The sequence below is a fragment of the Chroococcidiopsis sp. [FACHB-1243] genome (genome assembly GCF_014696895.1).
In the GTDB taxonomy this organism is placed as follows: Bacteria; Cyanobacteriota; Cyanobacteriia; order Cyanobacteriales; family Chroococcidiopsidaceae; genus Chroococcidiopsis.
In genome coordinates, this window is the sequence record NZ_JACJQX010000002.1 from 81,226 (window position 1) to 105,755 (window position 24,530).

At 45.0% G+C, this 24,530-nt stretch carries 19 protein-coding genes; 13 read left to right on the top strand and 6 right to left on the bottom strand.

What is annotated here, in order from left to right; translation table 11 throughout:
* Positions 1-104 precede the first annotated feature (104 nt).
* A complete protein-coding gene (locus H6G17_RS01780) occupies positions 105-1,628 on the bottom strand; it encodes a carboxypeptidase M32 (RefSeq protein ID WP_192153655.1) in 1,524 nt (507 codons plus the stop codon).
* Positions 1,629-2,069: 441 nt separating this feature from the next.
* On the opposite strand from H6G17_RS01780, the gene H6G17_RS01785 reads away from it, so the two are divergent.
* The 9 genes from H6G17_RS01785 to H6G17_RS01825 all read left to right on the top strand — a co-directional run bounded on the left by H6G17_RS01785 (position 2,070) and on the right by H6G17_RS01825 (position 14,453).
* Positions 2,070-2,369 carry a hypothetical protein gene (locus H6G17_RS01785; protein WP_192153656.1) on the top strand — a complete coding sequence of 100 codons (300 nt, stop codon included), beginning with the start codon at positions 2,070-2,072 and terminating at the stop codon, positions 2,367-2,369.
* Positions 2,370-2,545: 176 nt separating this feature from the next.
* Positions 2,546-4,714 (top strand): filamentous hemagglutinin N-terminal domain-containing protein, encoded by a 2,169-nt coding sequence (locus H6G17_RS01790; RefSeq protein ID WP_192153657.1) that lies wholly within the window; start codon positions 2,546-2,548, stop codon positions 4,712-4,714.
* The gene (locus H6G17_RS01795; protein ID WP_192153658.1) at positions 4,704-6,548 is read left to right on the top strand and encodes a ShlB/FhaC/HecB family hemolysin secretion/activation protein; all 1,845 of its coding nucleotides are present in this window, start codon (positions 4,704-4,706) and stop codon (positions 6,546-6,548) included. The genes H6G17_RS01790 and H6G17_RS01795 overlap by 11 nt, the downstream gene beginning before the upstream one ends.
* Positions 6,549-6,586: 38 nt before the next feature.
* Positions 6,587-9,274: a CHAT domain-containing protein gene (locus H6G17_RS01800; protein WP_242038193.1), complete on the top strand. Its 2,688-nt coding sequence runs from the start codon at positions 6,587-6,589 to the stop codon at positions 9,272-9,274.
* 268 nt (positions 9,275-9,542) lie between these two features.
* On the top strand, positions 9,543-11,348 hold the full coding sequence (locus H6G17_RS01805; RefSeq protein WP_192153879.1) for an ABC transporter transmembrane domain-containing protein: 1,806 nt from the start codon (positions 9,543-9,545) through the stop codon (positions 11,346-11,348).
* Between the two features lie 64 nt (positions 11,349-11,412).
* On the top strand, positions 11,413-11,844 hold the full coding sequence (locus H6G17_RS01810; RefSeq protein WP_015157235.1) for a hypothetical protein: 432 nt from the start codon (positions 11,413-11,415) through the stop codon (positions 11,842-11,844).
* The gene (locus H6G17_RS01815; protein ID WP_192153659.1) at positions 11,841-12,530 is read left to right on the top strand and encodes an SAM-dependent methyltransferase; all 690 of its coding nucleotides are present in this window, start codon (positions 11,841-11,843) and stop codon (positions 12,528-12,530) included. Before H6G17_RS01810 ends, H6G17_RS01815 begins: the two co-directional genes overlap by 4 nt.
* A 224-nt stretch (positions 12,531-12,754) precedes the next feature.
* Complete coding sequence (locus H6G17_RS01820; protein ID WP_192153660.1) at positions 12,755-13,405, top strand: histidine phosphatase family protein; 651 nt, start codon at positions 12,755-12,757, stop codon at positions 13,403-13,405.
* A gap of 10 nt (positions 13,406-13,415) precedes the next feature.
* Positions 13,416-14,453 carry a glucokinase gene (locus tag H6G17_RS01825; RefSeq protein WP_192153661.1) on the top strand — a complete coding sequence of 346 codons (1,038 nt, stop codon included), beginning with the start codon at positions 13,416-13,418 and terminating at the stop codon, positions 14,451-14,453.
* 170 nt (positions 14,454-14,623) lie between these two features.
* On the opposite strand, the gene H6G17_RS01830 is transcribed toward H6G17_RS01825, so the two are convergent.
* Positions 14,624-15,730, bottom strand: a complete 1,107-nt coding sequence (locus H6G17_RS01830; RefSeq protein WP_192153662.1) for a precorrin-8X methylmutase — start codon at positions 15,728-15,730, stop codon at positions 14,624-14,626.
* On the opposite strand from H6G17_RS01830, the gene H6G17_RS01835 reads away from it, so the two are divergent.
* Positions 15,708-16,667: a type II CAAX endopeptidase family protein gene (locus tag H6G17_RS01835; RefSeq protein WP_192153663.1), complete on the top strand. Its 960-nt coding sequence runs from the start codon at positions 15,708-15,710 to the stop codon at positions 16,665-16,667. The genes H6G17_RS01830 and H6G17_RS01835 overlap by 23 nt on opposite strands.
* A gap of 16 nt (positions 16,668-16,683) precedes the next feature.
* Here H6G17_RS01835 and H6G17_RS01840 read toward each other — a convergent pair whose 3' ends face one another.
* The 3 genes from H6G17_RS01840 to H6G17_RS32325 form a co-directional block, all read right to left on the bottom strand.
* A complete protein-coding gene (locus tag H6G17_RS01840; protein WP_192153664.1) occupies positions 16,684-16,839 on the bottom strand; it encodes a type II toxin-antitoxin system HicB family antitoxin in 156 nt (51 codons plus the stop codon).
* A gap of 72 nt (positions 16,840-16,911) precedes the next feature.
* Positions 16,912-17,298 carry a cupin-like domain-containing protein gene (locus H6G17_RS32320; RefSeq protein ID WP_347276399.1) on the bottom strand — a complete coding sequence of 129 codons (387 nt, stop codon included), beginning with the start codon at positions 17,296-17,298 and terminating at the stop codon, positions 16,912-16,914.
* Between the two features lie 59 nt (positions 17,299-17,357).
* Positions 17,358-17,879, bottom strand: a complete 522-nt coding sequence (locus tag H6G17_RS32325) for a hypothetical protein (RefSeq protein ID WP_199316341.1) — start codon at positions 17,877-17,879, stop codon at positions 17,358-17,360.
* Between the two features lie 204 nt (positions 17,880-18,083).
* Between H6G17_RS32325 and H6G17_RS01850 the strand changes: the two genes are divergently transcribed.
* Together H6G17_RS01850 and H6G17_RS01855 are read left to right on the top strand one after the other, a co-directional pair.
* A complete protein-coding gene (locus H6G17_RS01850; RefSeq protein ID WP_192153665.1) occupies positions 18,084-19,778 on the top strand; it encodes a GH3 auxin-responsive promoter family protein in 1,695 nt (564 codons plus the stop codon).
* Positions 19,779-19,916: 138 nt separating this feature from the next.
* Positions 19,917-21,608 carry a GH3 auxin-responsive promoter family protein gene (locus H6G17_RS01855; protein WP_192153666.1) on the top strand — a complete coding sequence of 564 codons (1,692 nt, stop codon included), beginning with the start codon at positions 19,917-19,919 and terminating at the stop codon, positions 21,606-21,608.
* A gap of 75 nt (positions 21,609-21,683) precedes the next feature.
* On the opposite strand, the gene H6G17_RS01860 is transcribed toward H6G17_RS01855, so the two are convergent.
* Positions 21,684-22,913, bottom strand: coding sequence for an MFS transporter (locus tag H6G17_RS01860; protein ID WP_192153667.1), 1,230 nt, complete (start codon positions 22,911-22,913; stop codon positions 21,684-21,686).
* Between the two features lie 255 nt (positions 22,914-23,168).
* Between H6G17_RS01860 and H6G17_RS01865 the strand changes: the two genes are divergently transcribed.
* Entirely contained in the window at positions 23,169-24,263 is a 1,095-nt protein-coding gene (locus H6G17_RS01865; protein WP_192153668.1) for an aromatic ring-hydroxylating dioxygenase subunit alpha, read from the top strand.
* Positions 24,264-24,530: the final 267 nt, after the last annotated feature.

A 24,530-nucleotide genomic window follows, 5' to 3' on the forward strand; every position in this document is an offset into this window, starting at 1 on the left:
CAAGAGTGTTGTAGTTGGTAATTGGTAGTTGGTAATTGGTAATTGGTAATTGGTAGTTGGTGAGGGGCGTTTTTCCCTATTCCCGACTCCCGACTCCCGACTCCCTAAATTCCATACAATTCGCCAAATTTCTGTTTGATGTAGCTGATAAAGGGTTCGATTTGCAGGGGACTACCAGTCACCCGTTGGATTAATTCCGCCGCCGTATACTTGCGACCGTGTTGGTAGAGGTTTTGTTTCAGCCAGTCGTGCAAGGTGGTAAAGTTACCAGAGGCGATTTGTTGAGGAATTTCTGGATGTGCTTGCCTTGCAGTAGCAAAGAATTGAGCGCTCATTAAGTTACCGAGGGTATATCCTTGGAACGCACCGCCAATCGCACCACCGTACCAGTGGACATCCTGTAAAACACCAATACTATCGTTGGGTGGGGTAATGCCAAGATCGGATTTGTAACGTTCGTTCCAAGCATCAGGAAGGTCGCGAACTGCTAATTTACCTTCTAATAACTGCAATTCCAGGTCGAAACGAATCAAGACATGGAGATTATAGGTGACTTCATCGGCATCGGTGCGAATGAGCGATCGCTCGACTTTATTAATCGCTCGGTAAAATGTCTCTAAGTCAACTTTTCCTAACTGTTGGGGAAAGGTTTCCTGCAACTGGGGATAAAAGCATTTCCAAAAAGGACGACTTCTGCCCACCATATTTTCCCACAACCGCGATTGACTTTCATGCACTCCCGCTGAAGTTCCTCCCGCTAGGGGCGTAGCTTCGTATGCCCGACTCACTCCCTGTTCGTAGAGTGCGTGTCCGGTTTCGTGAATCGTACTAAATAGCCCTTCGTTCAAGTCATTTTCGCGTACGCGGGTGGTTATGCGGACATCCCCTGTAGAGAATTTAATCATGAAGGGGTGTAGGGTTTTGTCCTGTCGTCCCCTTTGAAAATCGTAACCGAGTTGTTCGATAACTTTTAAGCTGAAGTCTAGTTGTTCGGCTTCGGAGAAATGCTGGTGCAAGCAAGATGCGTCGGCTACGGGTTGAGCAGCAATTGCTTCGACAATGGGGACGAGTTCCTGACGCAGTTGAGTAAATAGCGATCGCACGCTCTTGACTGTCATGCCATAATCTGCATCTGCAATCAGTGGATCGGCAATATGCTCGTACCCGGGAAAAAAGTTAGCGAGATCGCGACTCAGTTCTAATGTCTTTTCTAAATAAGGCGCAACTATAGCAAAATCATTTGTAGCCCTTGCTTTTGCCCAAACTTCATAACACTCAGCCGTATGCTGCGAAAACTTAGCTGTAAAGGCAGGGGGAATATTTACGGCGCGTTCGTAGTCGTGGCGCGTGATGCGGATCAGGCTTGCTTCATCTGAATCGTAGGCTAAGCTTTGTTCGTAGGGGCGTAAATCTTCTAATAGTTGTCCGATTTGCGGATCGGTAAATTTCGTGTGGGCAATCTGCGCTAGCGTGGCTAGTTGCCTTCCCCGTGCTGCTGCGCCTTCGGGAGGCATATACGTTGCTTGATCCCAATAGAGAAGGGAAGCAGCCGACTCAATGTCGTTAATCTCTGTCAGGAGGGTTTTGAGTTGGGCGAGTTTGGGTTCTGTCTTTTCCAGGGTTTGCATGGGCTGAGCGTGTGGATTCAGGTTCCTTTTGTCAATACTAAGTCCGACTTGCCCAGATGTGCATGGAATTGCCAACTATTTTCAGCAATCCTTGGCAGTTAGTCCAACTTCCCTGAAAAAGGTGGAGATTCCCCCAACCCCCTTAAAAAAGGTGCTGTATGCGTAGTCGGGTTATGAGTGTGAGGGAAATTGGAGTGCGATCGCGCTGATGGGGCATGATGAGAAGGCGAGTTTGGGAGATGGAGAAAAATATTAATGGTTTTTCCCTATGCTTCCTACTTCCCGACTGGTACGATTAGTTTCGATATCGCTGATATCGAGCAATAAAAATTTATTTTGACTATTTTCAGGAATGGCGAACTGAAGAATTGTAGTGAGGAGACAGAGGTAATTGCTTACAAAAATACTTTCTGCCCTATTTTTAATTCAAGGAGATTGGTTATGTATGAACCGAAGTTGATTCTTGACGAAAAACCAAAATTCAGTTGGCAGAAGATTCCAGATGCTACTTCATATTCAGTGTATTTAATACAACTATCTAGTCCACATGATGTAAAGGTTATATGGCAGCAGGAAGACATATCTAGTCTAGAGATAGAGTATCCTGGCGAACCACAATTGGAGTTAGGAATTGTCTACTTACTGTATATTAAGTCTAATTTAGAGTGTCCGTGTCATTGGAGACTTCGCCCGCAATGTTGCCCAGTTATTCAAGTTATCGGTAGAGTAGATGCCAATTGATTGGCTCTATCAATATGAGTATAAAATGAGTACGGGTTTGCTTGAAAAATAATGTTTCCACCTGATGGTTGAATCAAGGAAAATGTAGTGAACTAAGATGAGTTTGCGCTTGTATTTGGTTATTGATTTAGAGAAATCATAGTAAATTACAGTAGAGTAGTTACTAAAGTTAGTCTATGCGACTAGGTGGTTGTTCCTTCCTAATTTCGACTTGTATTATCTGTGGCTATTTGGAGAAAGCTAGCTTGGTGCAAGCGCAAATTACCTCAGATAATACGTTACCTACCACAGTTACAACCACGGATAACCTTAATTTCATTATTGCCGGAGGAAACCAAGCTGGAGGCAATCTGTTCCAAAGCTTTGATGAATTTTCAGTTCCGACAGGCGGCTCGACTGTTTTTTTAACTCCATATGGCGTGCAAAACATTATCAGCCGCGTGACTGGTGGTTCCATCTCTAATATTAACGGTTTAATTCAAGCTAACGGTAGTGCAAACTTATTTCTAATTAATCCTAATGGCATTGTCTTTGGTCGCAATGCCAGGTTAGATATTGGCGGTTCTTTCATTGCTAGCACAGCTAACCGTATCAACTTTTCTGATGGTAATTTTTTTAGTGCTGCCGATCCCACTGTACCGCCTCTACTAACCGTTAGTACTCCTATAGGTTTGCATTTGGGCAATTCCCCAGGAGCAATCCGCAATCAATCTCAAGTGCTTGGTAGCGAAGGTTATTCTGTTGGTCTTCAAGTACCATCTGGCAAAACTTTAGGTCTTGTAGGAGGTGATGTCGTAATAGAAGGCAGTAGCCAAATAGAGGGTATTAACATAACAGTACTGGACGGGGGACGGATTGAGCTAGGGAGTGTAAGGAGCGGTCTAGTAAGTCTAACGCCTGTTATGCAAGGTTGGGCTTTAGGGTATGAAGGGGTGCAGGATTTCAAAGATATCCAGCTTCTGCAAGGAGGACGCATCAACACTAGTGGTTTTGGAAGTGGAAAGATTCAGGTTAAAGGTAGACTTATAAGCTTAACTGATAATTCAGGAATTTTTTCATTTAATGAAGATAACAACGGAGGAGCAATATCCGTTAGTGCCGAACAGTTAATTCTGCGAGACGGTTCGAGAATTACAGTAGGGTCTTTTGGCGCAGGTCGTTCAGGAAATTTGACTGTGACCGCAGATTCTATAGAACTGAGTGGTAGCTCAGATATATCGCCTAGCGGTTTATTCGCTCAAACTGTTGCTTCTGGAAGAGCAGGAGATTTAACTGTTAATACGCGGACGCTAACTGTTCGAGATGGGGCGCAAGTATCAACTTCTACTTCTGGCTCTGGTCAGGGTGGAGCTTTAACCGTAAACGCATCGGAAGCTATAAACCTAATTGGCAAAACAGCAGATGGTGAATTTTTCAGTGCTTTATTAACTGAAAGCAGAGGAAGTCTAGCCACAGGTAATGCAGGAACCTTGGAAATTAATACCAGACAGTTGACCCTCCAAGATGGGGCTGAAATCAACGCCAGTAGTACAGGTACAGGTAACGCAGGTAACTTAGAAGTTACAGCTAACTCTATGCGTGTAGAAGATGGTGGCAAACTTACGGCTACCAGTAAATTCAGCAGTGATGGTGGCAATATAAACTTACAAAACCTGGACTTACTTACATTACGCAATAGTGGTGAAATTTCTACTAGTGCTGAAGGTGCGGGTGATGGTGGCAATATCAATATTGATACAGACAATCTAGTACTAGCAGAAAGAAGCAAAATTACAGCTAAAGCTGTCGATGGTCGCGGTGGTAATATCAGCATTACAACCCAAGGACTCTTTGTGTCTCCCGATAGTACGATCGATGCCAGCTCCGATCGCGGTATTAATGGAATAGTAGAAATTAGAAGACCAGATGTAGACCCCAGCGCTGAGTTAGTTATCTTACCAGCAGATGTCGTCGATGTCAGCGCTCTGGTAGCTCAAGGGTGTTCTGTAGGTAGCGTAGCATCAGGAGAAAGCAGCTTCGCGATCGCCGGGCGAGGTGGCTTGCCTCCAACCCCTGCCGAAACAACCAGAAGCGATTCTATCTTGGCAGATTTGGGCATCACAGAAAAGTCAAGCAGGCGGTTGCCGAATGGATTCGGCAACATTAGCCGCGTAAAAGTTAGAAGTCAAAAGTCAAAAGCAATTTCGGCTCCCGCAGAAATTTCCAATAAAGTTAATCCTGCCCCACTTGTGGAAGCTACAGGGTGGGTGGTAGGTTCTAATGGTGAGGTCATACTGACTGCTTCTGTTATTACCGATACGCTTAATATTCCTTGGTTTAGACCGAATAGCTGTAATGGAACGTAAATTTTACAATAGTTTTGCATCCCTCCTCATACAAATAACGGGAGGGATTGGTTGTATAAGCATTAGTTTTTGTTTACTGACTCCTAGTCTGAATGCTAGCCCCGATCCGGCGGTTGTTGCACAGACAAACTTACCAGCACAACTCCCAATCGCCCAAGTTCCGCGCCTCCCAGCACCGCCGCCACGTCCTCAAGACGTAGTTCCGCGCCCCGAACCCGCACCGCCAGAACTCCCGACACCCGCTCCCTTACCACCACCAGAAGATTTATTACAGCCACCTAACGCACCTCCGACACCCGCACCTATACCGGGAAAAATTCCAGAAAAACTCACAGTGAAACGGTTCGAGGTGACTGGAAGTACGGTATTTAGCCCCCAAGATTTCGAGAAAGTTTTAGCTCCCTTCACGAATCGACCGCTATCTTTTGCCGAACTGTTTCAAGCCCGTACTGCGGTTACGCAACTATATATAGATAAAGGATATATTACCTCTGGGGCTTTAATTCCACCCCAAGCCATCCAAGACGGCGTAGTGAAAATTCAAGTCGTCGAAGGGGGATTAGAAGCAGTTAACATACAGGGAACACGGCGATTAAGACCTAGTTACATTCGCGATCGCATTCCGCAAGCCACACCCCTGAACCAACAACGCTTACTAGAATCTCTGCAACTGCTGCAACTCAATCCCTTAATTCAAAACCTGTCAGCCGAACTTTCAGCAGGGACTCGTGCAGGTACGAGTGTGCTAGATGTCACTGTGAAAGAAGCAGATACTTTTGATACACAAATTGTCTTAGATAACGGGCGATCGCCTAGTGTTGGTAGCTTCCGGCGACGGGTGCAATTGAATCAAGCTAATTTACTCGGATTTGGCGATGGGTTGAGTTTTGCATATAGCAATACCGACGGTAGCAACGGCGTAGATGGCAGTTATACAATCCCCGTAAATGCTAAAAACGGCGCGGTTAGCTTGAATGTTGGATTTACCGACAGCAACGTGATCGAACCGCCATTCGACGACCTCGAAATTGATGGTAATTCCCGCTATTTTGAACTCAGCTATCGTCAACCTATATTGCAATCTCCCAATCGCGAATTTGCCCTCGGTTTGACAGCGGCGCGGCGTGAAAGCGAAATTTCTTCTGATGTTTTAGAAGAGTTTGACTATCCTTCCTCTTTGCTATCACCAGGCGCAGATGAGGATGGAGATACTCGCATTTCAGCCGTCCAATTCTTTCAAGAATGGACGCAACGCAACACGCGAGAAGTATTTGCAGCGCGATCGCAATTCAATTTAGGTGTGGGAGCATTTGACGCTACGATTAACAGTAACGATCCAGACAGTCGCTTCTTCTCCTGGCAAGGACAAGCGCAATGGGTACGGTTGCTCGCTCCCGATACTTTATTCCTACTCCGTACAAATATCCAAATTGCCGACGATCCGCTCGTACCTTTAGAACAATTTGGCGTGGGTGGACTCGAAAGCGTCAGAGGCTACCGTCAAGACGCACTGCTATCAGATGGTGGTTTATTTGCTTCGGCAGAACTGCGCATTCCAGTTTATCGCGTTCCCGAACGGCAATTGACACTGCAAGTCACGCCCTTCGTCGATTTTGGGACGATTTGGAATGAGGCTGGGCGATCGGTGGATGATTTGACTCCGCCTGAAGACGAAGATACCTTAGTATCTGTAGGTTTGGGATTGCGCTTTCAACTAGCAGACACCGTAACTGCTCGTCTAGATTGGGGTATTCCCTTAGTTGATATTGAAGACCGCGATCGCACCTGGCAAGAAAACGGCGTATATTTTTCGGTTAATTACAGCTTGTTTTAAGGCAAGAGGCGAGAGGCGAGAGGCAAGAGGTGATGACAATGCATTCAATCTCAAAAACTTGCCTCGCAGTACTATTAATTTTCCTCCCTGGAACGGCGATCGCAGCTCCATCCGCTCCAGAGATCGCTATGCAACCAACACAGAGCAGCGGTGATGATGCACGGTTATTGCAACAAGGCAGAGAACTCTATACAACCGGACAATTTGCCCAAGCAGTAAAAATCTGGCAACAAGCAGCGCAAAACTTTAGAGCCAAAGGAGATAAGCTTAACCTCGCGATCGCTTCCAGCAATTTATCACTAGCCTATCAGCAACTCGGACAGTGGCAGCAGGCAGAACAGGCGATCGCTGTTAGTTTCGATGCGTTGCAAGGGAGCAATTCAAAATTCAAAATTCAAAATTCAAAATTCAAAATTCAAGATTTCCCGACTCCCGACTCCCGAATTCTTGCTCAAGCCTTAAATACCCAAGCCAGCTTGCAATTGGGATTGGGACAAGCAGAAACAGCTGTAAGTACATGGCAACAAGCTGCTACTGCATACGAACAAGCAGGCGATCGCCTTGGGGTCATCCGTAGTTTACTGAATCAAAGTCAAGCGTTGCAAGCCTTGGGATTGTATCGTCGTGCTTTAGAAACGTTAACTTCTGCCGATCGCAGCCTCAGTGCTATTCCAGATTCTTCGCTGAAAGCTACCGGACTGCGCCAAATGGGGAACTTACTGCGATCGATGGGCGATTTGCTACAGTCCCAACAAGTATTGCAACGGAGTTTAGTCTTATCGCAAAAACTCGACTCGCAGTCAGATATTGCGGCTAGTTTATTTAGCCTCGGTAATACAGCGCGATCGCAAAAAGACAATCTAACTGCCTTAGCCTACTATCAACAGGCTGCTACTACCGCGATCGCGCCGATCGCAAAACTGCAAGCTCGACTTAACCAATTCAGCCTATTAGTAGACACGCAAGATTCTACTGCCCAATCGCTCATTCCCGAAATTCAATCTCTGCTTGCTACCATCCCCCCCAGTAGTAAAACAGTATATGCCCAAATTGATTTCGCTCAAAGTTTGATGAAACTAGGGGAAGGAAGACAAGGGGGACAAGGGGGACAAGGGGGACAAGGGAGACAAGGGAGAAAAACACCAATTACCAATTACCAATTACCAATTACCACTCCCACATTTATTGCCCAATTACTCGCAACCGCCGTCCACCAATCTCGAACTTTAGGAGATCGACGAGCTGAGGCTTATGCAGTAGGTAATTTAGGTAGTTTGTACGAGCAAAATCGGCAATGGCAGAACGCTCAAGAGTTGACACAGCAGGCTTTAATCTTATCTCAGGCAGTGAATGCACCGGATATTACTTATCGCTGGCAATGGCAATTGGCACGTTTACTGAGAGCGCAAGGAGATACTCCAGCGGCGATCGCCACATACAGAGAAGCAGTCAAAACTTTAAAAGCTCTGCGTAACGATCTCGTCGCTGTCAACTCAGAAATTCAATTTAATTTTCGCGATGAAGTAGAGCCAGTTTATCGAGAACTCGTTGCTTTGCTGTTGTCTGGGCAAAAGTCAGGCGAAACCCCTCAGCAAAACCTTGCCCAAGCGCGTGAAACGATCGAAGCGTTGCAGTTAGCGGAACTAGATAACTTTTTTCGGGAAGCCTGTATCGAAGCCCAACCTGTAGCGATCGATAATGTGGTGGATCGGGATAATCCTACAGCAGCGGTAATTTATCCGATTATATTACCCGATCGCCTGGAAGTGATTCTCAAAATTCCCCAGCAACCTCTACGCCACTATACGATCCATCAGCCACAAACTCAGGTCGAGCAAACGGTAGAACGATTGCAGCGATCGCTAACCGAGCCGGATCGTACTAAAGATGTCAGAACTTTATCTCAACAAATATACAACTGGCTGATCCAACCTATTGCTAGTAAGTTGCAGCAAAGCGGAGTCAAAACCCTAGTATTTGTCCCAGATGGGGCGTTGCGAAATATTCCCATGTCTGCATTATTTGATGGTAAGCAATATCTGGTCGAAAAATACGCGATCGCCGTGAGTCCAGGTTTGCAACTCATCAACCCTCAGCCTATCTCTCCAGCCAATCTCAAAGCCTTAACTGCTGGACTTAGCGTTCCGCCTGCTAACTCTCCCTTTCCACCCTTACCCGCTGTCAGGTTGGAATTTAATTTAATTCAACAAGCCGGAGTCGCGATCGCCGAATTACTCGATCGCGCCTTTACTAGCAAGAGCCTAGAAACCAAGATCGACTCAACTAGCTTCAACGTAGTTCATTTAGCGACTCACGGTCAATTCAGTTCTCAAGCCGAGAATACATTTATCCTCGCCGCTGATGGACCAATTAACGTCAGGAAATTTGATGACTTATTGCGATCGCGCAATCGTCGCCGTCCGAATGCGATCGAATTACTCGTCCTCAGCGCGTGCGAAACTGCTACAGGAGACAGACGCGCTGCCTTGGGACTAGCAGGAATTGCTGTCAGGGCTGGGGCTAGGAGTACTCTAGCTTCTCTGTGGCAAATTGACGATGAAGCAACAGCTATTTTTATTGGTGAATTTTACAAACAACTCACCAAAACTAAACTCACCCGTGCCGAAGCCCTACGTCAAGCCCAACTGAATCTGATGAAAAACTACCCTAACTATCGTCGTCCTGGCTATTGGGCAGCTTATGTTTTAGTGGGAAATTGGCTTTAATAGGGAGCAGGGAGCAGTGACAAGTGACCTGTTACCAGTCAACAATCCACTATACCTCAATACAGTTTAGATAAGACTCGATTCCCCCAACTCTCCTTAAAAAGGGGGTTTGGGGGGATCTTCGAGGATCGATCGCTTTTAACTAAACCGTATTGCACTATACCCCACACCCCACACCCGCATCAACACGCACCACGCACCGTTCACCACGTTATCTTGGAAGATACACCCACATATGTAAAAAAATATAATGCAGCCGCAGGCATTAATGCGATCGCCAAAACGCAAATCTTCCCCAAGGTTGCGCCCTCAACCAAAGCATCCCCTCAAACGCTTACTCGCCTACACTCGCCACTATCGGGGGCAAATTTGGCTGGCATCTCTCTATTCTGTCTTAAATAAAATCTTCGATCTGGCTCCGCCTGCATTGATTGGTGTTGCTGTTGATGTGGTAGTACAGCGTCAAGATTCGATTATTGCCCGTTGGGGTGTTAAGGATGTTTTTGCCCAATTTCTGATTCTCTCCGTCCTCACGGTGATTATTTGGATACTAGAATCAATTTTTGAATATGCCTATGCCAGGAAATGGCGTAACTTGGCGCAGAGGATTCAACACGAACTCCGCCTCGATGCTTACAACCACTTACAAGAATTAGAACTCGCCTATTTTGAAGAACGCAGTACGGGCGGATTGATGTCAGTTTTGAGCGATGATATCAATCAATTAGAGCGATTTTTGGATAATGGCGCGAATGAAATTATCCAAGTTACCGCTACAGTTCTAATTATCGGCGGGGCTTTCTTTATTCTCGCTCCTAGCGTCGCTTGGATGGCAATGTTACCCATGCCTTTTATTTTGTGGGGTTCGGTAGCGTTTCAACGACTTTTGGCTCCGCGTTATGCAGAGGTGCGCGAAAAAGTTAGCTTATTGAATGCAAGGCTGGCAAATAATTTGTCCGGCATTATGACGATCAAAAGCTTTACTGCCGAAGCCTATGAATCAAGCAGACTTGCAGAGGAAAGCCAAGCCTACCGTCAGAGTAACAAAAAAGCGATCGCGCTATCTGCTGCCTTCGTTCCCTTAATTCGGATGATTATTTTAGCGGGTTTTACCGCTTTACTTTTATTTGGAGGCATGGAAGCGATCGCGGGCAGAATGAGTGTAGGGACGTACAGCGTCTTGATCTTTTTAATTCAGCGTTTGTTATGGCCCCTAACTAGATTAGGCGAAACCTTTGACCAATATCAACGGGCAATGGCTTCCACAAATCGGGTGATGAATTTACTCGACACTCCCATTGATATTCATACTGGAGATATTACCTTACTAATTCATGAGGTCAAAGGAGAGGTGATATTAAAAGATGTTACCTTTGCTTATTACGAGCGATCGCCCGTGATTGAAAATCTATCTTTGCAGATTCCTGCCGGAAAAACCATCGCGATTGTTGGTTCCACGGGTTCGGGGAAGAGTACTTTAGTCAAACTCCTGCTCAGATTATACGAGGTGCGATCGGGAACGATTACCTTAGATGGGATCGATATCCGCGATTTAAAATTGAGAGATTTACGCGCTTGTATTGGCTTAGTCAGTCAGGATGTCTTCTTATTTCACGGTACTGTAGCCGAGAATATTGCCTATGGTAGTCCCGATGCCAATATAGATAAAATTATCTCAGCGGCAAAGGTTGCAGAAGCGCATGAATTTATCATGCAACTGCCCCAAGATTATGAAACAATTGTGGGGGAAAGGGGACAAAAATTATCAGGCGGACAACGACAAAGAATTGCGATCGCCCGTGCAGTATTAAAGAACCCACCAATTTTAATCTTAGATGAAGCGACATCAGCTGTCGATAACGAAACAGAAGCAGCTATTCAGCGATCGCTCGAACGAATTATTGTAGATAGAACCACAATTGCGATCGCCCATCGTCTTTCTACTGTCCGTAATGCCGATTGTATCTATGTCATGGAGTATGGCAAACTCATCGAATCTGGAACCCACGAACAACTCCTAGAACGTGGAGGAATCTACGCCACGCTCTGGCGCGTCCAATCCGGCATAAAATAAATTTGTTCCTCATGGAACAACTACCAACTACCAACTACCAATTACCAATTACCAATTACCAACTATGTTCTCATTTGGTAGCCCTCAACCTGTCGGAGAAGATGGACAATGGCGACAGCAATTAGATTGCTTTGTTAAGGAGAATCAACAAGAGTTAGCAGCGCTATCTTGGGGGTTATTTCTGGAAAAAGGAGCCAGCGATGATACCTTGGGTATCGACATCCAACCGACACCGCGTTTTATCTTTTGTCCTAAATCTGCAATTGAAAAATTAAACGATCGCGTCAACAGTCAGATCCAAGAAGTTTTAGGATTTATTGATGCTCATAATCCTGAAAAACAAGTTTTAATTCTTGGTATTGGTAACGGGCAAATTAAGTTAATTCAATTTGAAATCGAACCCCCTCCCCCTATTTGTTTCGAGCATCTTGCTTCTGATGTAGATACATTATTAGGTAGATTAGAGCAACGTTTGAGCCAGTACGTGCAAACATGACTTTTAAACTAGAAAATGTCGTTCCTTGGGGGCGATCGATGCAAGAATATGTAAGGATGTTCGATCTCAAACCTGACATTCTAAAACTAAATATTCTAGATTGTGGTGGTGGTCCCGCTAGCTTTAATGCAGAAATGACGCAGCTAGGACATAACGTTATTTCTAGCGATCCAATCTATCAATTCACTGCGGCAGAAATTGCGCGGCGAGTACAAGAAACTTATCAAACAATTATTGATGGGACTAAAATTCATTACGATCGCTTTGTTTGGCAAGATATTCAGTCGCCGGAAGAGTTAGGCAAAATTAGAATTGCAGCGATGAAAAAATTTATTGCAGATTTCCCAGTAGGACTGCAACAAGGTAGATATGTTACAGACGAATTGCCTCACCTATCATTTCATTCGCATCAGTTCGATTTAGCGTTATGTTCTCATTTCTTATTCACTTATTCTGACAATCTTTCCTTAGATTTTCACATAGCAGCAATTAGCGAAATGTGCCGCGTGGCAAAAGAAGTGAGAATTTTTCCAATCTTAGTCCAGTTCTCAGGAGAAGTTTCGCCGTGGCTGAAACCAGTAATGGATGAAATGCAAAAGCAAGGGTGTAAAGTAGAAATTAGACAAGTAGCTTATCAGTTTCAAAAAGGTGGCGATCGCCTGTTAACAGTGACTAGTAATCAGTAATCAGTGACCAATTACTTATTTCATGTTGGTTGGGTTTAAGTTAGAAGCCAATTGATGGTAAGCGCATAAGGCGTGGGTGAAATCCGTGTTTTTAAATCAATGGGTTCCTTCTATTTCCTGTTTCTTTCGTCTCCTGTCTCCTTTGACTTTTGACTTTTGACTTTTAAGTTGCTTATATTTGTGGTGGCATTCTGCGAATTCTATGCGCTCGGAATATTCATCTTATGACTCAAATTGTCTGGATTGCTCGTCACGCCAATCGTCTTGATTTTGTCAATCCTGAGTGGTTCCTCACCGCAGAACGACCCTTCGATCCACCGATTTCTGAAGATGGTAAAGTTCAAGCTCAACAACTGGCGCGACGGCTGAAAGGAGAAAATATCAGTCATATCTTTGCTTCCCCATTTTTGCGCACGGTGCAAACAGCTAACTACGTAGCAGAAGCCCTCAGTCTTTCGATTAACTTAGAATCTGGTTTGAGCGAATGGCTCAATCCTGCTTGGATGCCACAAGCGCCAAAAAGAGCGCCCCTAGAAGTTTTAACCCGCATGTTTCCCAGGCTCGACACTAGCTATATTTCTCGCGTCGCGGCAGAATATCCCGAAACCGGAGAAGTTGCCCTAGAACGGGCTGGCAAAACGGCTCGGTTGTTAGCAGCAGAATTTTCCAAAGATATTCTGTTGGTAGGACACGGGGCATCTGTAGTAGGTGCAACAATGGGTCTAGTAGGCGCAACGGCTCAAACAGAGGTTAACGCTGCTTTGTGCTGTTTAGTGAAAGTTGTCCGTCCAGCCCCAGAACAACCTTGGGTGTTGGAGTTAAATGGCGACACGTCCCACTTAAGTAAAACCGAAAAAATTATTCGATTTCATTAAAGCGATCGCTATGACAATACTGTTAGCAGGAGATATTGGTGGCACGAAGACGATCTTGCGTCTGGTGGAGACAACAGAAGCAACACCCACACCTCTTTACGAACAACGCTATAACAGTCGCGACTATCCAGATTTAGCACCAATAGTCCAAGAGTTTTTAGCTACATCTGAGGAAAAGTTGGGCAAAAAACTCTTACCGCAAAAAGCTTGTTTTGCGATCGCGGGTCCAGTTGTTAACAACACAGTACAGTTAACCAACCTGACTTGGCTGCTAGAAGCATCCAGGCTAGAAGAAGAGTTGGGGATCGAGTCTATTTCCCTAATCAACGACTTTGCAGCTGTTGGTTACGGTATATTGGGTTTGCAGGAATCAGATTTGCACACCCTCCAAGCAGGTAAGCCCCAAACAGGTACGCCCATCGCGGTAATTGGTGCAGGAACCGGATTAGGGCAGGGATTTTTAATTCAGCAAGGCGACACTTACCATGTCTTTAGTTCCGAAGGCGGACATGCTGATTTCGCACCTCGTTCTGAGTTAGACTTTCACCTCTTAAAATACCTATTGGACAAGCACGACATCCAACGAGTTTCAGTAGAACGAGTCGTATCGGGACAAGGAATTGTTGCCATTTATGAATTTTTGCGCGATCGCGCCTCCGTGAAAGAATCGCCAGAAATTGCCCAAGTTGTAGCAGCTTGGGAAAAACAAGCTGGCAAGAAAGAAAAAACCGTCGATCCAGCCGCCGCAATTTCCAAAGCTGCCCTAGAAAAAAGCGATCGCCTGTCAGAACGGGTAATGCAGATTTTTGTTGAGGCTTACGGCGCAGAAGCAGGAAACCTCGCCCTCAAACTCTTACCATATGCAGGGTTATACATTGCTGGTGGCATTGCTGCGAAAATTCTCCCCCTGATGCAAGAAGGTACTTTTATCCGCACCTTCACCAGTAAAGGACGGATGCGCCCTCTACTAGAAAACGTTCCCGTGCATATCGTCCTGCGATCGGACATTGGGCTAGTTGGTGCTGCGATCGCGGCAGATCGGCTGTAGATGGAGACAATTCGCAATACCCCTACGATACTCGCAAGCTACGCAATTCGCTGTGACCTCTGTAAGGGCGGGTTTTGAGGAAAGATTTCTTGCCGTGGCTGTGAATTTCGGGCTAAACCCGCCCCTACACGACACCCTTTCTTCACTAGCCATCAGCCACTAGCCACACCCTACTCCCCCAAATAACAATGACAATCCGGTTTCTCAATTGTCGATTCAACTAAAGCATTGAGGGCAACCGCAGCTAACAAGCCGCCGCCTATTGTCCCCTCAATCGTAATGTAGGGAATGCCAGAACGGATTAATTTCCGCTTGGCAGCTGGGGCATGGCTGAAACCAATTGGCATTCCGATGATTAAAGCGGGTTGAAAATGTCCCTTGGCAATAGCATCACAAGCAGCAATCAGCACTGATGGGGCGTATCCCACGACAAAAATGCAGCCTAGTGGCAACTGTTGTAGCTGTTCTTGCCATTGGCTTTGATGCCAAAAGGCTTGCTCGGCTTCCACAACGCTGCTAACGTGAGGATCGGCGATTAAGGTAGTAACCGGACATCCTAAATGAGATAAACGGGTGCGATCGCAAGCCGCAACTACAGGGGCAACATCGCCGATAATCTCACAGCCCTGAGTTAGAGCATGACGCGCCGCCGCGATCGCTCCTTTACCGATGCGGATAAAATTAACTAAACTGACATCACCGCAAGCAAGCACTAGTTTAGACAGCAAATCGATTTCAATTTCCGAACGGTTGGAGAGATCGGGTAATAATTGTTGCAAAGATTCCTGAAATTCTTCTGGGTGAGCATGGGTGGCTGCATCCCAATTTTCCCACAATTGTTCCAATTGCCCTAGTCCATCTTGGCTTTCCACTTCTAACAAGCGCAACTGAGCAATCGCCTCTGCCTGCAAGTTTTGACACGAGCGATCGCGTCCGATCAACCCTTCTAGCGCTGTCGCTGTCTGCCGCAATCGCGCCATTTGTTGCATCACAGAGTGATATTGTTGTTGTAATTGATGTGTTAAATTTTTTACTTCTGTAGCAGCATCGCTTTTGAGGAGTTCGCGAATGTGTGAAAGTTGAAAGCCTTGCTGTTTTAGTGCCACAATCCGCCGCAACTGTTGCACGTTTTCCTGAGTATAGAGGCGATAATTGCTACGCGATCGCTCTGGGGGTGGCAAAATGCCGAGTTGGTGATAGTGTCGCACCATCCGAGGGGTACAATTTCCCCCAACTGCCTCGGTAAGTTCTTTGATGGTTAAACGTGCGGCTGTCATGTTTTTCAAGAAAGAATGCGATCGCAAATCTCAAATCTATCTAGATTATTTCCACCATATCAAATCGAGTCATATGCTTAACTTACCAGCGATCGATCCCTTCTTAAAATTTAAAACTCGAAATATATTTATTTTACTTTTGATTCTGATTGTTGAGTTTGTTTTTATTTCCGATCTTCTATTACTCTTCTTTAACTGGAATAGTGACGATCCAATATTTTACGATTTCATTTACTATCTTATGATGCTTTTACCTAGCATCTGGATTTTACATAGGTTTCATCAATTATCTATTCACCCTAAATATTTAATTGGCAAACTACCCAATCGCGATCGCTGGCTGTCTTTATGTGGAATTGCGATCGCTATCTGCCTATTTACGTGGGGAATCGATCTGCTATTTTTTTACAGCTTATCTTTAATTTCTCCTTCACTAACTGTAAGCCTGGTTAATTGGTTGCAAGATCCTCCAGCCAGTACTTCAGCTTTACCAATTCTTGCTTACTTAACAAATATAATTTCTTTAGTTGTAGTTGCTCCTATTACAGAAGAATTTATTTTTCGAGGCGTACTCATACATCGGTGGGCAATGAAATGGGGAATATCGCCAGCAATATTAGTTTCTGCAATCATTTTTGGTTTAGGTCATATTGTTCCCTTCGGTGCAGCAGTTTTTGGAATTTTGATGACATTGCTTTATTTCAAAACTCGCTCGTTAATTGTACCTGCGATCGCTCATGCCATGAATAATGCTGCCACAATCGTTCTAGAAGTTATCTTTCCCAGTCAACAGATAACGACAAATTATAATTTTTCTGAATATTTGCATTTGGGAATCGTACTGATAGTAATTTCAGCTCCTTTTGTGCTTCATTTTGTCTATACAAATTGGTACAAACAGCAATTATTGTTACCTTATTTTACTAATGCATCTTAACTGTAGGGTTCGTTAATTAAAACTCTTCTAAATAAAGTTTTGTTGCTTCGCGCAAGTTGGCAACTGCCTGTTCTATAGTTTCTCCTTGATCTACTGTACCGACTTCTGGGCATTCAGCAACATACATATCATCTTCTCGATAAACGATCGCAGTGAAATTTTGAGTTTTCATGACACGACTTTATTCAACCTCATTAATAATACCAATTGTAGGGTGGGCAATGCCCACCCTACAATTGAGGCTTCAAAATCGATAAAAAATCTGTTTTATCTGGTGCTGTCTGCTTTGACTCAGAAAAGCGATCGCAAATTTGACTAATAAATAAGGTATTGTCAACATTTTGCTAAAAATCACTCGCCACCGACACCAAGAAAAAATTGCTCTTGAGGTAGGATACACACCCCAGAACTGATTGACAGAACACACCATTTCATTACCTAATGCCGTGACTTCATACCACCATCCCATAGGAATATATAGCATTTCTCCTAGCTCTAATATAACTTCTTGCTTGAATTCTAATGCTCTTTTGAGTTTGGAAAATGCTACGAAATCTAGCTTTTCTGGATATACATTACTAAACCAAGCTCGCAGTTCTAAGCCGCGTAGTAATGTACAAATATTGAAAATGGATACAAATTATAAGTCTGGCTGGATGGAAATAATAATACTTTTTTTGTCCCATGCATCTAGATCAAAATACCATCCAGCGTATCGTAGTGTAGGCACTCTAAATGCTCTCCGGGTGCTACCCAAGGATTGATATTACCTATAGGTTTTGTTAAACCTAGTTGTTTGCTAATACTACTTAAAGAATTGTGGTCTGCCAACTTTGTATTTTTCAGCGAACATTTAGCTAGATAGATATCCTTTTCGTGAGCCTCATGACTGTGCAACAACTTTGCATAGTCTGTGAATGACATTGTTTTGAGCGGAACACCACTGCCAATATTTTGCCAAGTACGTTTATCTTGTTGATATCTTTCCCGTCCGTAACAGCGAAAGAGAAATTCTTGCCGATCCAACTGTTCGCAGAGATAATCTATATTCCAGTTATCTACTTTTAATCTAGTAATAATAACTGGAATCCCGCTTTTCTGATATTTTTCAAAAAATAAATCTGGCGATACCGATGATAGCTCTATCCGTGCAATTGAGAACGTTGTATTATCAGCTCTGCTTTCAGCAAAATTGCTAGTCGTTAAACGCATAGAAAATTTCAAACGTACTTTCTATAACTTACCTATCAAAATAAAGAAAAAAATACTTTTTTAAGCTAATTTTAAGTATGTGTTGATATTTGACGATTCTTAAGATATACAAAAATGTATGCGGTTGCACCACAAAGCGCACTCGAAATAATTAGATAAGCCAACTATTATTTATAATAACGCAGACAAAAGGTGTGAGGAGCCATGACGAATTTATTGCTGCCACTGTTGCAAACTGTTGCCGAGCATACAAAGGATAACTTTGTTAAAAAAACGTGCCAAGTTGAAGCAGTACAAGAGCGATTTCTGCGAGATTTACTACGAGCTTATCAGGCGACAGAGCTAGGGCAAAAGTATGAATTTAAAGACATTAGAACTGCTGAGCAATTCCGCCAGCGTATTCCCGTGTCATCCTACAATAGCTATTTATCCTACTGCGATCGCATTGCCCAAGGGGAACAGAACATTCTCACCCCCGATCCCGTTGTTTTTTTTAACCTGTCAAGTGGTTCTACAGGAGCGCACAAGCTCATCCCAGTCACCAAACGCTTTCAAAACTCCTTGCGCCGTCCCAACTTAACTAGTATTGGCTTTCTCAGCTCGGCATTAAGACAACGGGGTTCTAAATTTGGCAAAGCGATCGCCACTAACTCAACTCAACTGATGGGACGTACCAGTGGTGGAATTCCCTACGGTCCCGCTAGCGTTGGAGTCCTGCGGATGGGAAAATTTCTCTGCGAGCAAATATTTGCTCATCCCTTTGAGACACTGCAAGCAGCCGATAGCCTGACGCGCCATTATCTTTGTCTGCTATTTGCGCTACAACAGCCAGATACGAGAGGAATAGCCGCCAACTTTCCCATGCTGATCCTCCGCACCTGCGGCTACTTAGAACAATATGCAGAAGACTTTATTCGCGACATTGACAAAGGAATGCTTGCACCTTGGTTGCAACTAGAACCAGAATTGCGCTTAAAACTAGAACGGCAAATAGTCGCTAACCCCAACCGTGCCAAGCAACTACAAGAAATCTTGCGAGCAGAAGGTAGACTCACCCCCGAAGCAGTATGGTCGAATCTTGCCTTCACAGTTGCAGCCAGAGGCGGAACTTCAGATTTTTACTTCGAGCGCTTTCCGACTTACTTTAGCAAGACACCAGGTTTTGGCGCGGTTTGTTGTTCGTCAGAAGGCGCGTTTGGCATTTACCCAGAGCTAAATTCTGATGCCAGTATTTTAGCGATCGAAAGTGCATTTTTCGAGTTTATTCCTCAAGATCAATGGGATGTAGAACAACCAAAAACACTACTACCTAGCGAAGTCAAACCTGGAAACTACTACCGAATTTTGATGAGTAACTACAGCGGCTTCTATCGCTACGACATTGGCGATGTTATGGAAGTCGTCGGATTTTACGAACAAGCACCACTGATTGTATTCCGCCATCGGCGCGGTGGCTTGCTATCTTCAACCTCAGAAAAAACTACTGAATTTCATGTCACTCAAGTCATGCAGGTATTACAACAAGAATTTGACTTACCTCTAGAAGATTTTTGTATTACCTTATCGGATGATGTCATTCCCGCATATTATTTGGTGAATATCGAGCTTGCGCCTGGAAAAATATTAGAAAATCCGCAGCAATTTCTCGATCGCTTTGACCGTCAGCTGAGTGCAATTCACACTTCCTACGCCGTCAAGCGGATCGACAACGATCAAATTCCCCCGCCAAGACTGCGAATTCTTGCCCCTGGCAGCTTTGCGATCGTGCGGCAAAGGCAATTAGAGAAAGGAGTACCAGATTCTCAACTAAAATTTCCCCACATCAGCGAAGATCGCAATTTCCTAGCTGGTTTGCAAGTGGCACGGGAAGTACAGTTGTCAGTGACTCCTGACCAGTAACCAGTGACCAGTTATCGGTCTACTAATTACCAACTACCAATTACCAATTACCGATTCCAGTTACTTCGACACCAAATTGTCATATTCTAAACACAATTAATCTGCTTGAATCAGTATTTGATGAGTTGAGAAAGCTGAATGGTCAATCTCGTTCTGTCTGCTTTAAATGCTGTTACAGATTTGACAAAGGCAAACTTTATCAAAAAAACTCGCCGGACGGCAGAAGTACAAGAACGGTTTTTGTTGCGGTTGTTACAAGCTCATCGCGATACAGAATTTGGTAGGAAATATCAGCTCGGTGAGATTAAAACAGTCGATCGCTTTCGCGAACGAGTGCCAATTTTACCTTATTCCAGCTACGAACCTTATCTGGAGCGCATTGCCAACGGCAAGCAAAATATTCTAACAGCCGATCCGGTGGTGTACTTGACGCTGACGAGTGGTTCGACGGGGAAAAAGAAAATGATTCCGACGACGAGGCGATCGCAAAATATCACTCGTCAAGCTACCCTAACCAGTATGGGTTTTCTAACCGCCGCCCTACGTTCTAGAGGGCAACAGTTTGGCAAAATTCTCCTGACAAATTCTACTCAACAATGGGGACGTACTAGTGCTGGTATTCCCTACGGTCCCGCTAGTGCTGGTGTCCTCAGCATGGATAAGTGGCTGTACGAGCAATTTTTTGCCCAGCCTTACGAGACTCTCCAAGTCGCAGATAGCTCTGCCCGTCATTATCTCGCCTTATTATTTGCCTTACAAGATCCTTTAATGCGGGGGATGTTAGCTAACTTTCCGATGCTCATCCTCCGTACCTGCAACTATTTGGAAAAATTTGGTGAAGACCTAATCCACGATATCGAAACAGGAACCATTGCCAATTGGTTAGAAGTAGAACCGGAACTACGACTGACATTAGAGCAGCACTTATCAGCCAATCCAGTTCGAGCCAATCAATTACGGGAAATTCTCCAGTCGGAAGGTAAGCTCATCCCTCATCTCGCCTGGTCAAATTTGTCTTTTGTCGCCTGCGCCCGTGGAGGTACGTCCGACTTTTATTTCGAGCGATTCTCCACCTATTTCAGCAATACACCCATTTTCGGCGCAGTATTTTCTTCTGCCGAAGGGATGTTTAGTATTTATCACAAACTCGACGACGACAGCAGCATTTTAGCCCTGGAAAGCGGTTTTTTTGAATTTATCCCTCAAGACCAGTGGCAAGAAGAACAACCGAAAACGCTACTCGCTACCGAAGTCAGATCGGGAGAACAGTATCGCATTCTGACTACGAGCTATAACGGATTTTATCGCTACGATATTGGCGATGTCATCGAGGTAGTCGGATTTTACGAGCAAGCACCGCTAATTGTATTTCGTCATCGTCAAGGTGGTTTGATTTCTTCTACGACAGAAAAGACGACGGAAGCCCATGCGACTCAGGTGATGCAAGCCGTACAGCAGGAATTTAGCTTATTACTAGAAGATTTTTGCATGACTTTATCTGAAAATGATTTTCCCGCTCGCTACCTGCTCAATATTGAGTTAGCTAATGGTTATAAGCTGGAAGATCCGCAAGCTTTTTTAAATGAGTGCGATCGCAAATTACAAGCAGCAAACACCCACTATGAAATTAGCCGCAAAGATCCGATTCCGCCACCCCGACTGCGAATTTTAGCTCCTGGTAGCTTTGCCATCCTCCGCCAACGACAGATAGAAAAGGGCATTCCCGATTCTCAACTCAAGTTTCCCCACATCAGCGAAGACCGCAATTTTTTGGCTGGTCTAAAAATAGAGCAAGAGGTGAAATTGCCAGAAGATAGAGACAGTGACTAGTGACCAGTGACCAGTGACCAGCGACTAGTAATTTCTCCTCAGCTACCTCAGCTACCTCAGTAACCTTGCGCTTCCTCAGCTCTCTTCCCCCCGACTCCCGACTCCCGACTTCCTGCTCCCGAATACGAGCAACAGCATCCCGATGATAATCGAAGCACTCGCAGCCGTGTAAAAAGCAGCTTCTATACCGTGATTTTTGACGACAAAGCCTAACACAATCGGACAGAAAGATTGACCGATGAAGCCTGCTCCAGCCCCCGCTGATAGCACGCTCGATCGCAACTGGGAAGGCGCAAGACCCGCTAGAGCATCATAAAGGTTGGGTAGGATCAGACCAAACCCAGCACCAAAACCGACCGCAGCTAACATAATTAAACCGATCTCTCGTAAAAATGGGATCGTGCTGAGCGTCAGCGCCATCAAGATGAAGCCGATAGCCGTGGCTTTATACAAACCCAACGATTGAGATAGCCTTCTGGCTCCAAAAGCAGAGATAATGGCTGCACCCAGAGCGCGAGAAGCTAAGACGAGGCTATTAGTCAGCGTATTGGCATTAATTGTATCTTTGAAATACTGCGGGGTATAGAAGACAACCGAGTACATCACGATTGATGTCAAGCTCAGAGTTAGCAATAACCAAATTGTTTGGTAGCGCCCTAAAACTTGCCACAGTTTATGCTTAGGTCGTTGCTCTGTTTTGACTGAAGTACGTTCGGGTGGCTGTGGCAAAATCTTGGCTGTCAATACTGCTAATGGCAGCCCGATCGCGTATAGACAGAAAATGTATCGCCAGTGGAAGAAATAGCCTACTCCACCCCCCAACAATGGAAAGACGATCCCCGCTAGCGTCAGCGTCCCCGTGGCGTAACCTAATGCTTTGGCTCGTTCCTCACCCTCATACATACTCGTGAGCAGACCTAAGCTAGCGGATGTAATGCCTGCTGTAGCGATTCCCAAACATCCTCGTAATGCGATTAGGGGGATAAAATTGTCTACCGTGACTCCAGCAGCACCAAAAACGGCATAGCAAAGCAGGGAAACTATGAGTACCTTTACTCTTCCTACGCGATCGGAGAGAATTCCCAGGGGAAGACTAAAAAGACCCAGCGCCCAAACATGAGCGGCTGCTAAATAACCGCCAATCTCTGGAGCCAGCTGAAGTTGATGTTTGATCTCCCCTAAGGCAGGGTTAAACACCGCTCCAGTCATCGTAGTTAGGGAGCCAGCCGCCATCAGCACCATCAACTGAGGATTACGGGCGATCGCGGCAAAAGCTATTGTTGGCGATAGTGATAGTTTGCGCATGTTGGGGAATTCGTCACTGATAGTTGGTCATTTGTCATTTGTCATTTGTCATTCGTCATTCGTTGTTGGTTGATAGTTGACAGTTGTTGCCCCTCTGCCCCTCTGCCCCTCTGCCCTTCTGCACCGAAGCGCTCCCTGCTCCCTAGTATGAGTGGACAGTTGGTGTGCTGTCAGGAATTGTGCTGACAATTTAGCCGAATTAAGGGACACTAGAAAGCTAAATATCGTCAGAATCAGGCAAGAGAGGAACGATTCATGGAACTGGCTACGACCTTAACAAGTCAGACAGTTCAGAATGCTATCCGCGAGATCGGGATTAATCCAGATTACTGGTATCCGGTTGGGTGGGCAAATAAACTGCAACCTGGTCATATTATGCCCGTAACGATCTGGAAACAAGCAATTGCTGTTTTCCGCAACACGGACGGACAGCTTCATGCTTTAGATGATGCGTGCGCGCATAAGGGTGTGGCTCTACATAAAGGGCAAATTCAAGGGAAACATTTATTGTGTCCCTATCACGGTTGGGAATTTAACGGTGCAGGTCAATGCGTCAAAATCCCATACCTCCCTGAGACACAAAAACTACCATGCGCTCAAGTTCGTAGCTACCCCGTCCGCGAAAAATACAATCTGATCTGGATTTTTCCTGGCGATGCGAGTTTGGCAACTAGCATTTCCTTACCAGAAATACCGGAATTCGACGATCCAGATTGTCTGATGGTTCCAATTCCAGGTCATTTTCAGGCACATTTCACCATCTGCAACGAAAACACGATGGATGTGTTTCACGGGTTTTTACACAAAAATCTCCAAGGTTGGTTTAACCCCGTGCTAACTAGCTTGAAGACGACAGAATCATCGGTTCATGCCGATTATCGAGTGTCTTATAAGGGAGTCATGACGAAAATTCTGGGTTTGAGCGATCGCGGTGATGAGGTGACAACTCGTACTGTCTCACTCCATTACCAATATCCCCACTACCACAGTTCTCTAGAGGGAGTTTCCTCTTTATACCTGATGCGATCGCCTGTGGGAGCGACGGAAACTAAATCGTTTGCCTTGATGTTTCTGCGGCTGAATTTACCTAAGTGGTTGGTGCAGCCGTTCAAACCCCTGATTTCTGCTTGTATCTGGCGCTTTCTATTTTCCAAGTTTCTCGATCAGGATATCGAAATGATGGAGAGCGAGCAACTCACTTATTCAAACAACCCCCAACGTCGCTATGTAGAGATTAATCCGGCAATTATTGCCCTGCAAAAGGTCATGATGCGGCAATACGAGCAATATCGCCGCAAAACCCTGTCTTCCCAACTTTCAGGGAACCAGCAGGGGGAATCGCTGTCTTAATCGGAAGCGATCTCTTCTAGTCGGGTATAGTCAAGCTAATTTATTATCAATCGCATGAAGCAATTATCTCGTCAATACAGTCAAAGATCGCTAGCTCGATCGCTATGAATGGTATAGTGCTGGCAAAATGTCTTATTCATAGACTCAATTAAGCTGCCCTCCGGCAGGAAATAAGAGCCTGGATAGTCTAAAAATTACCTAACCAGGGAAAATATTAATAATGTTGAGCCAGACGCACAAAGCTATCTGGGAATTTCAGGTGAGGGG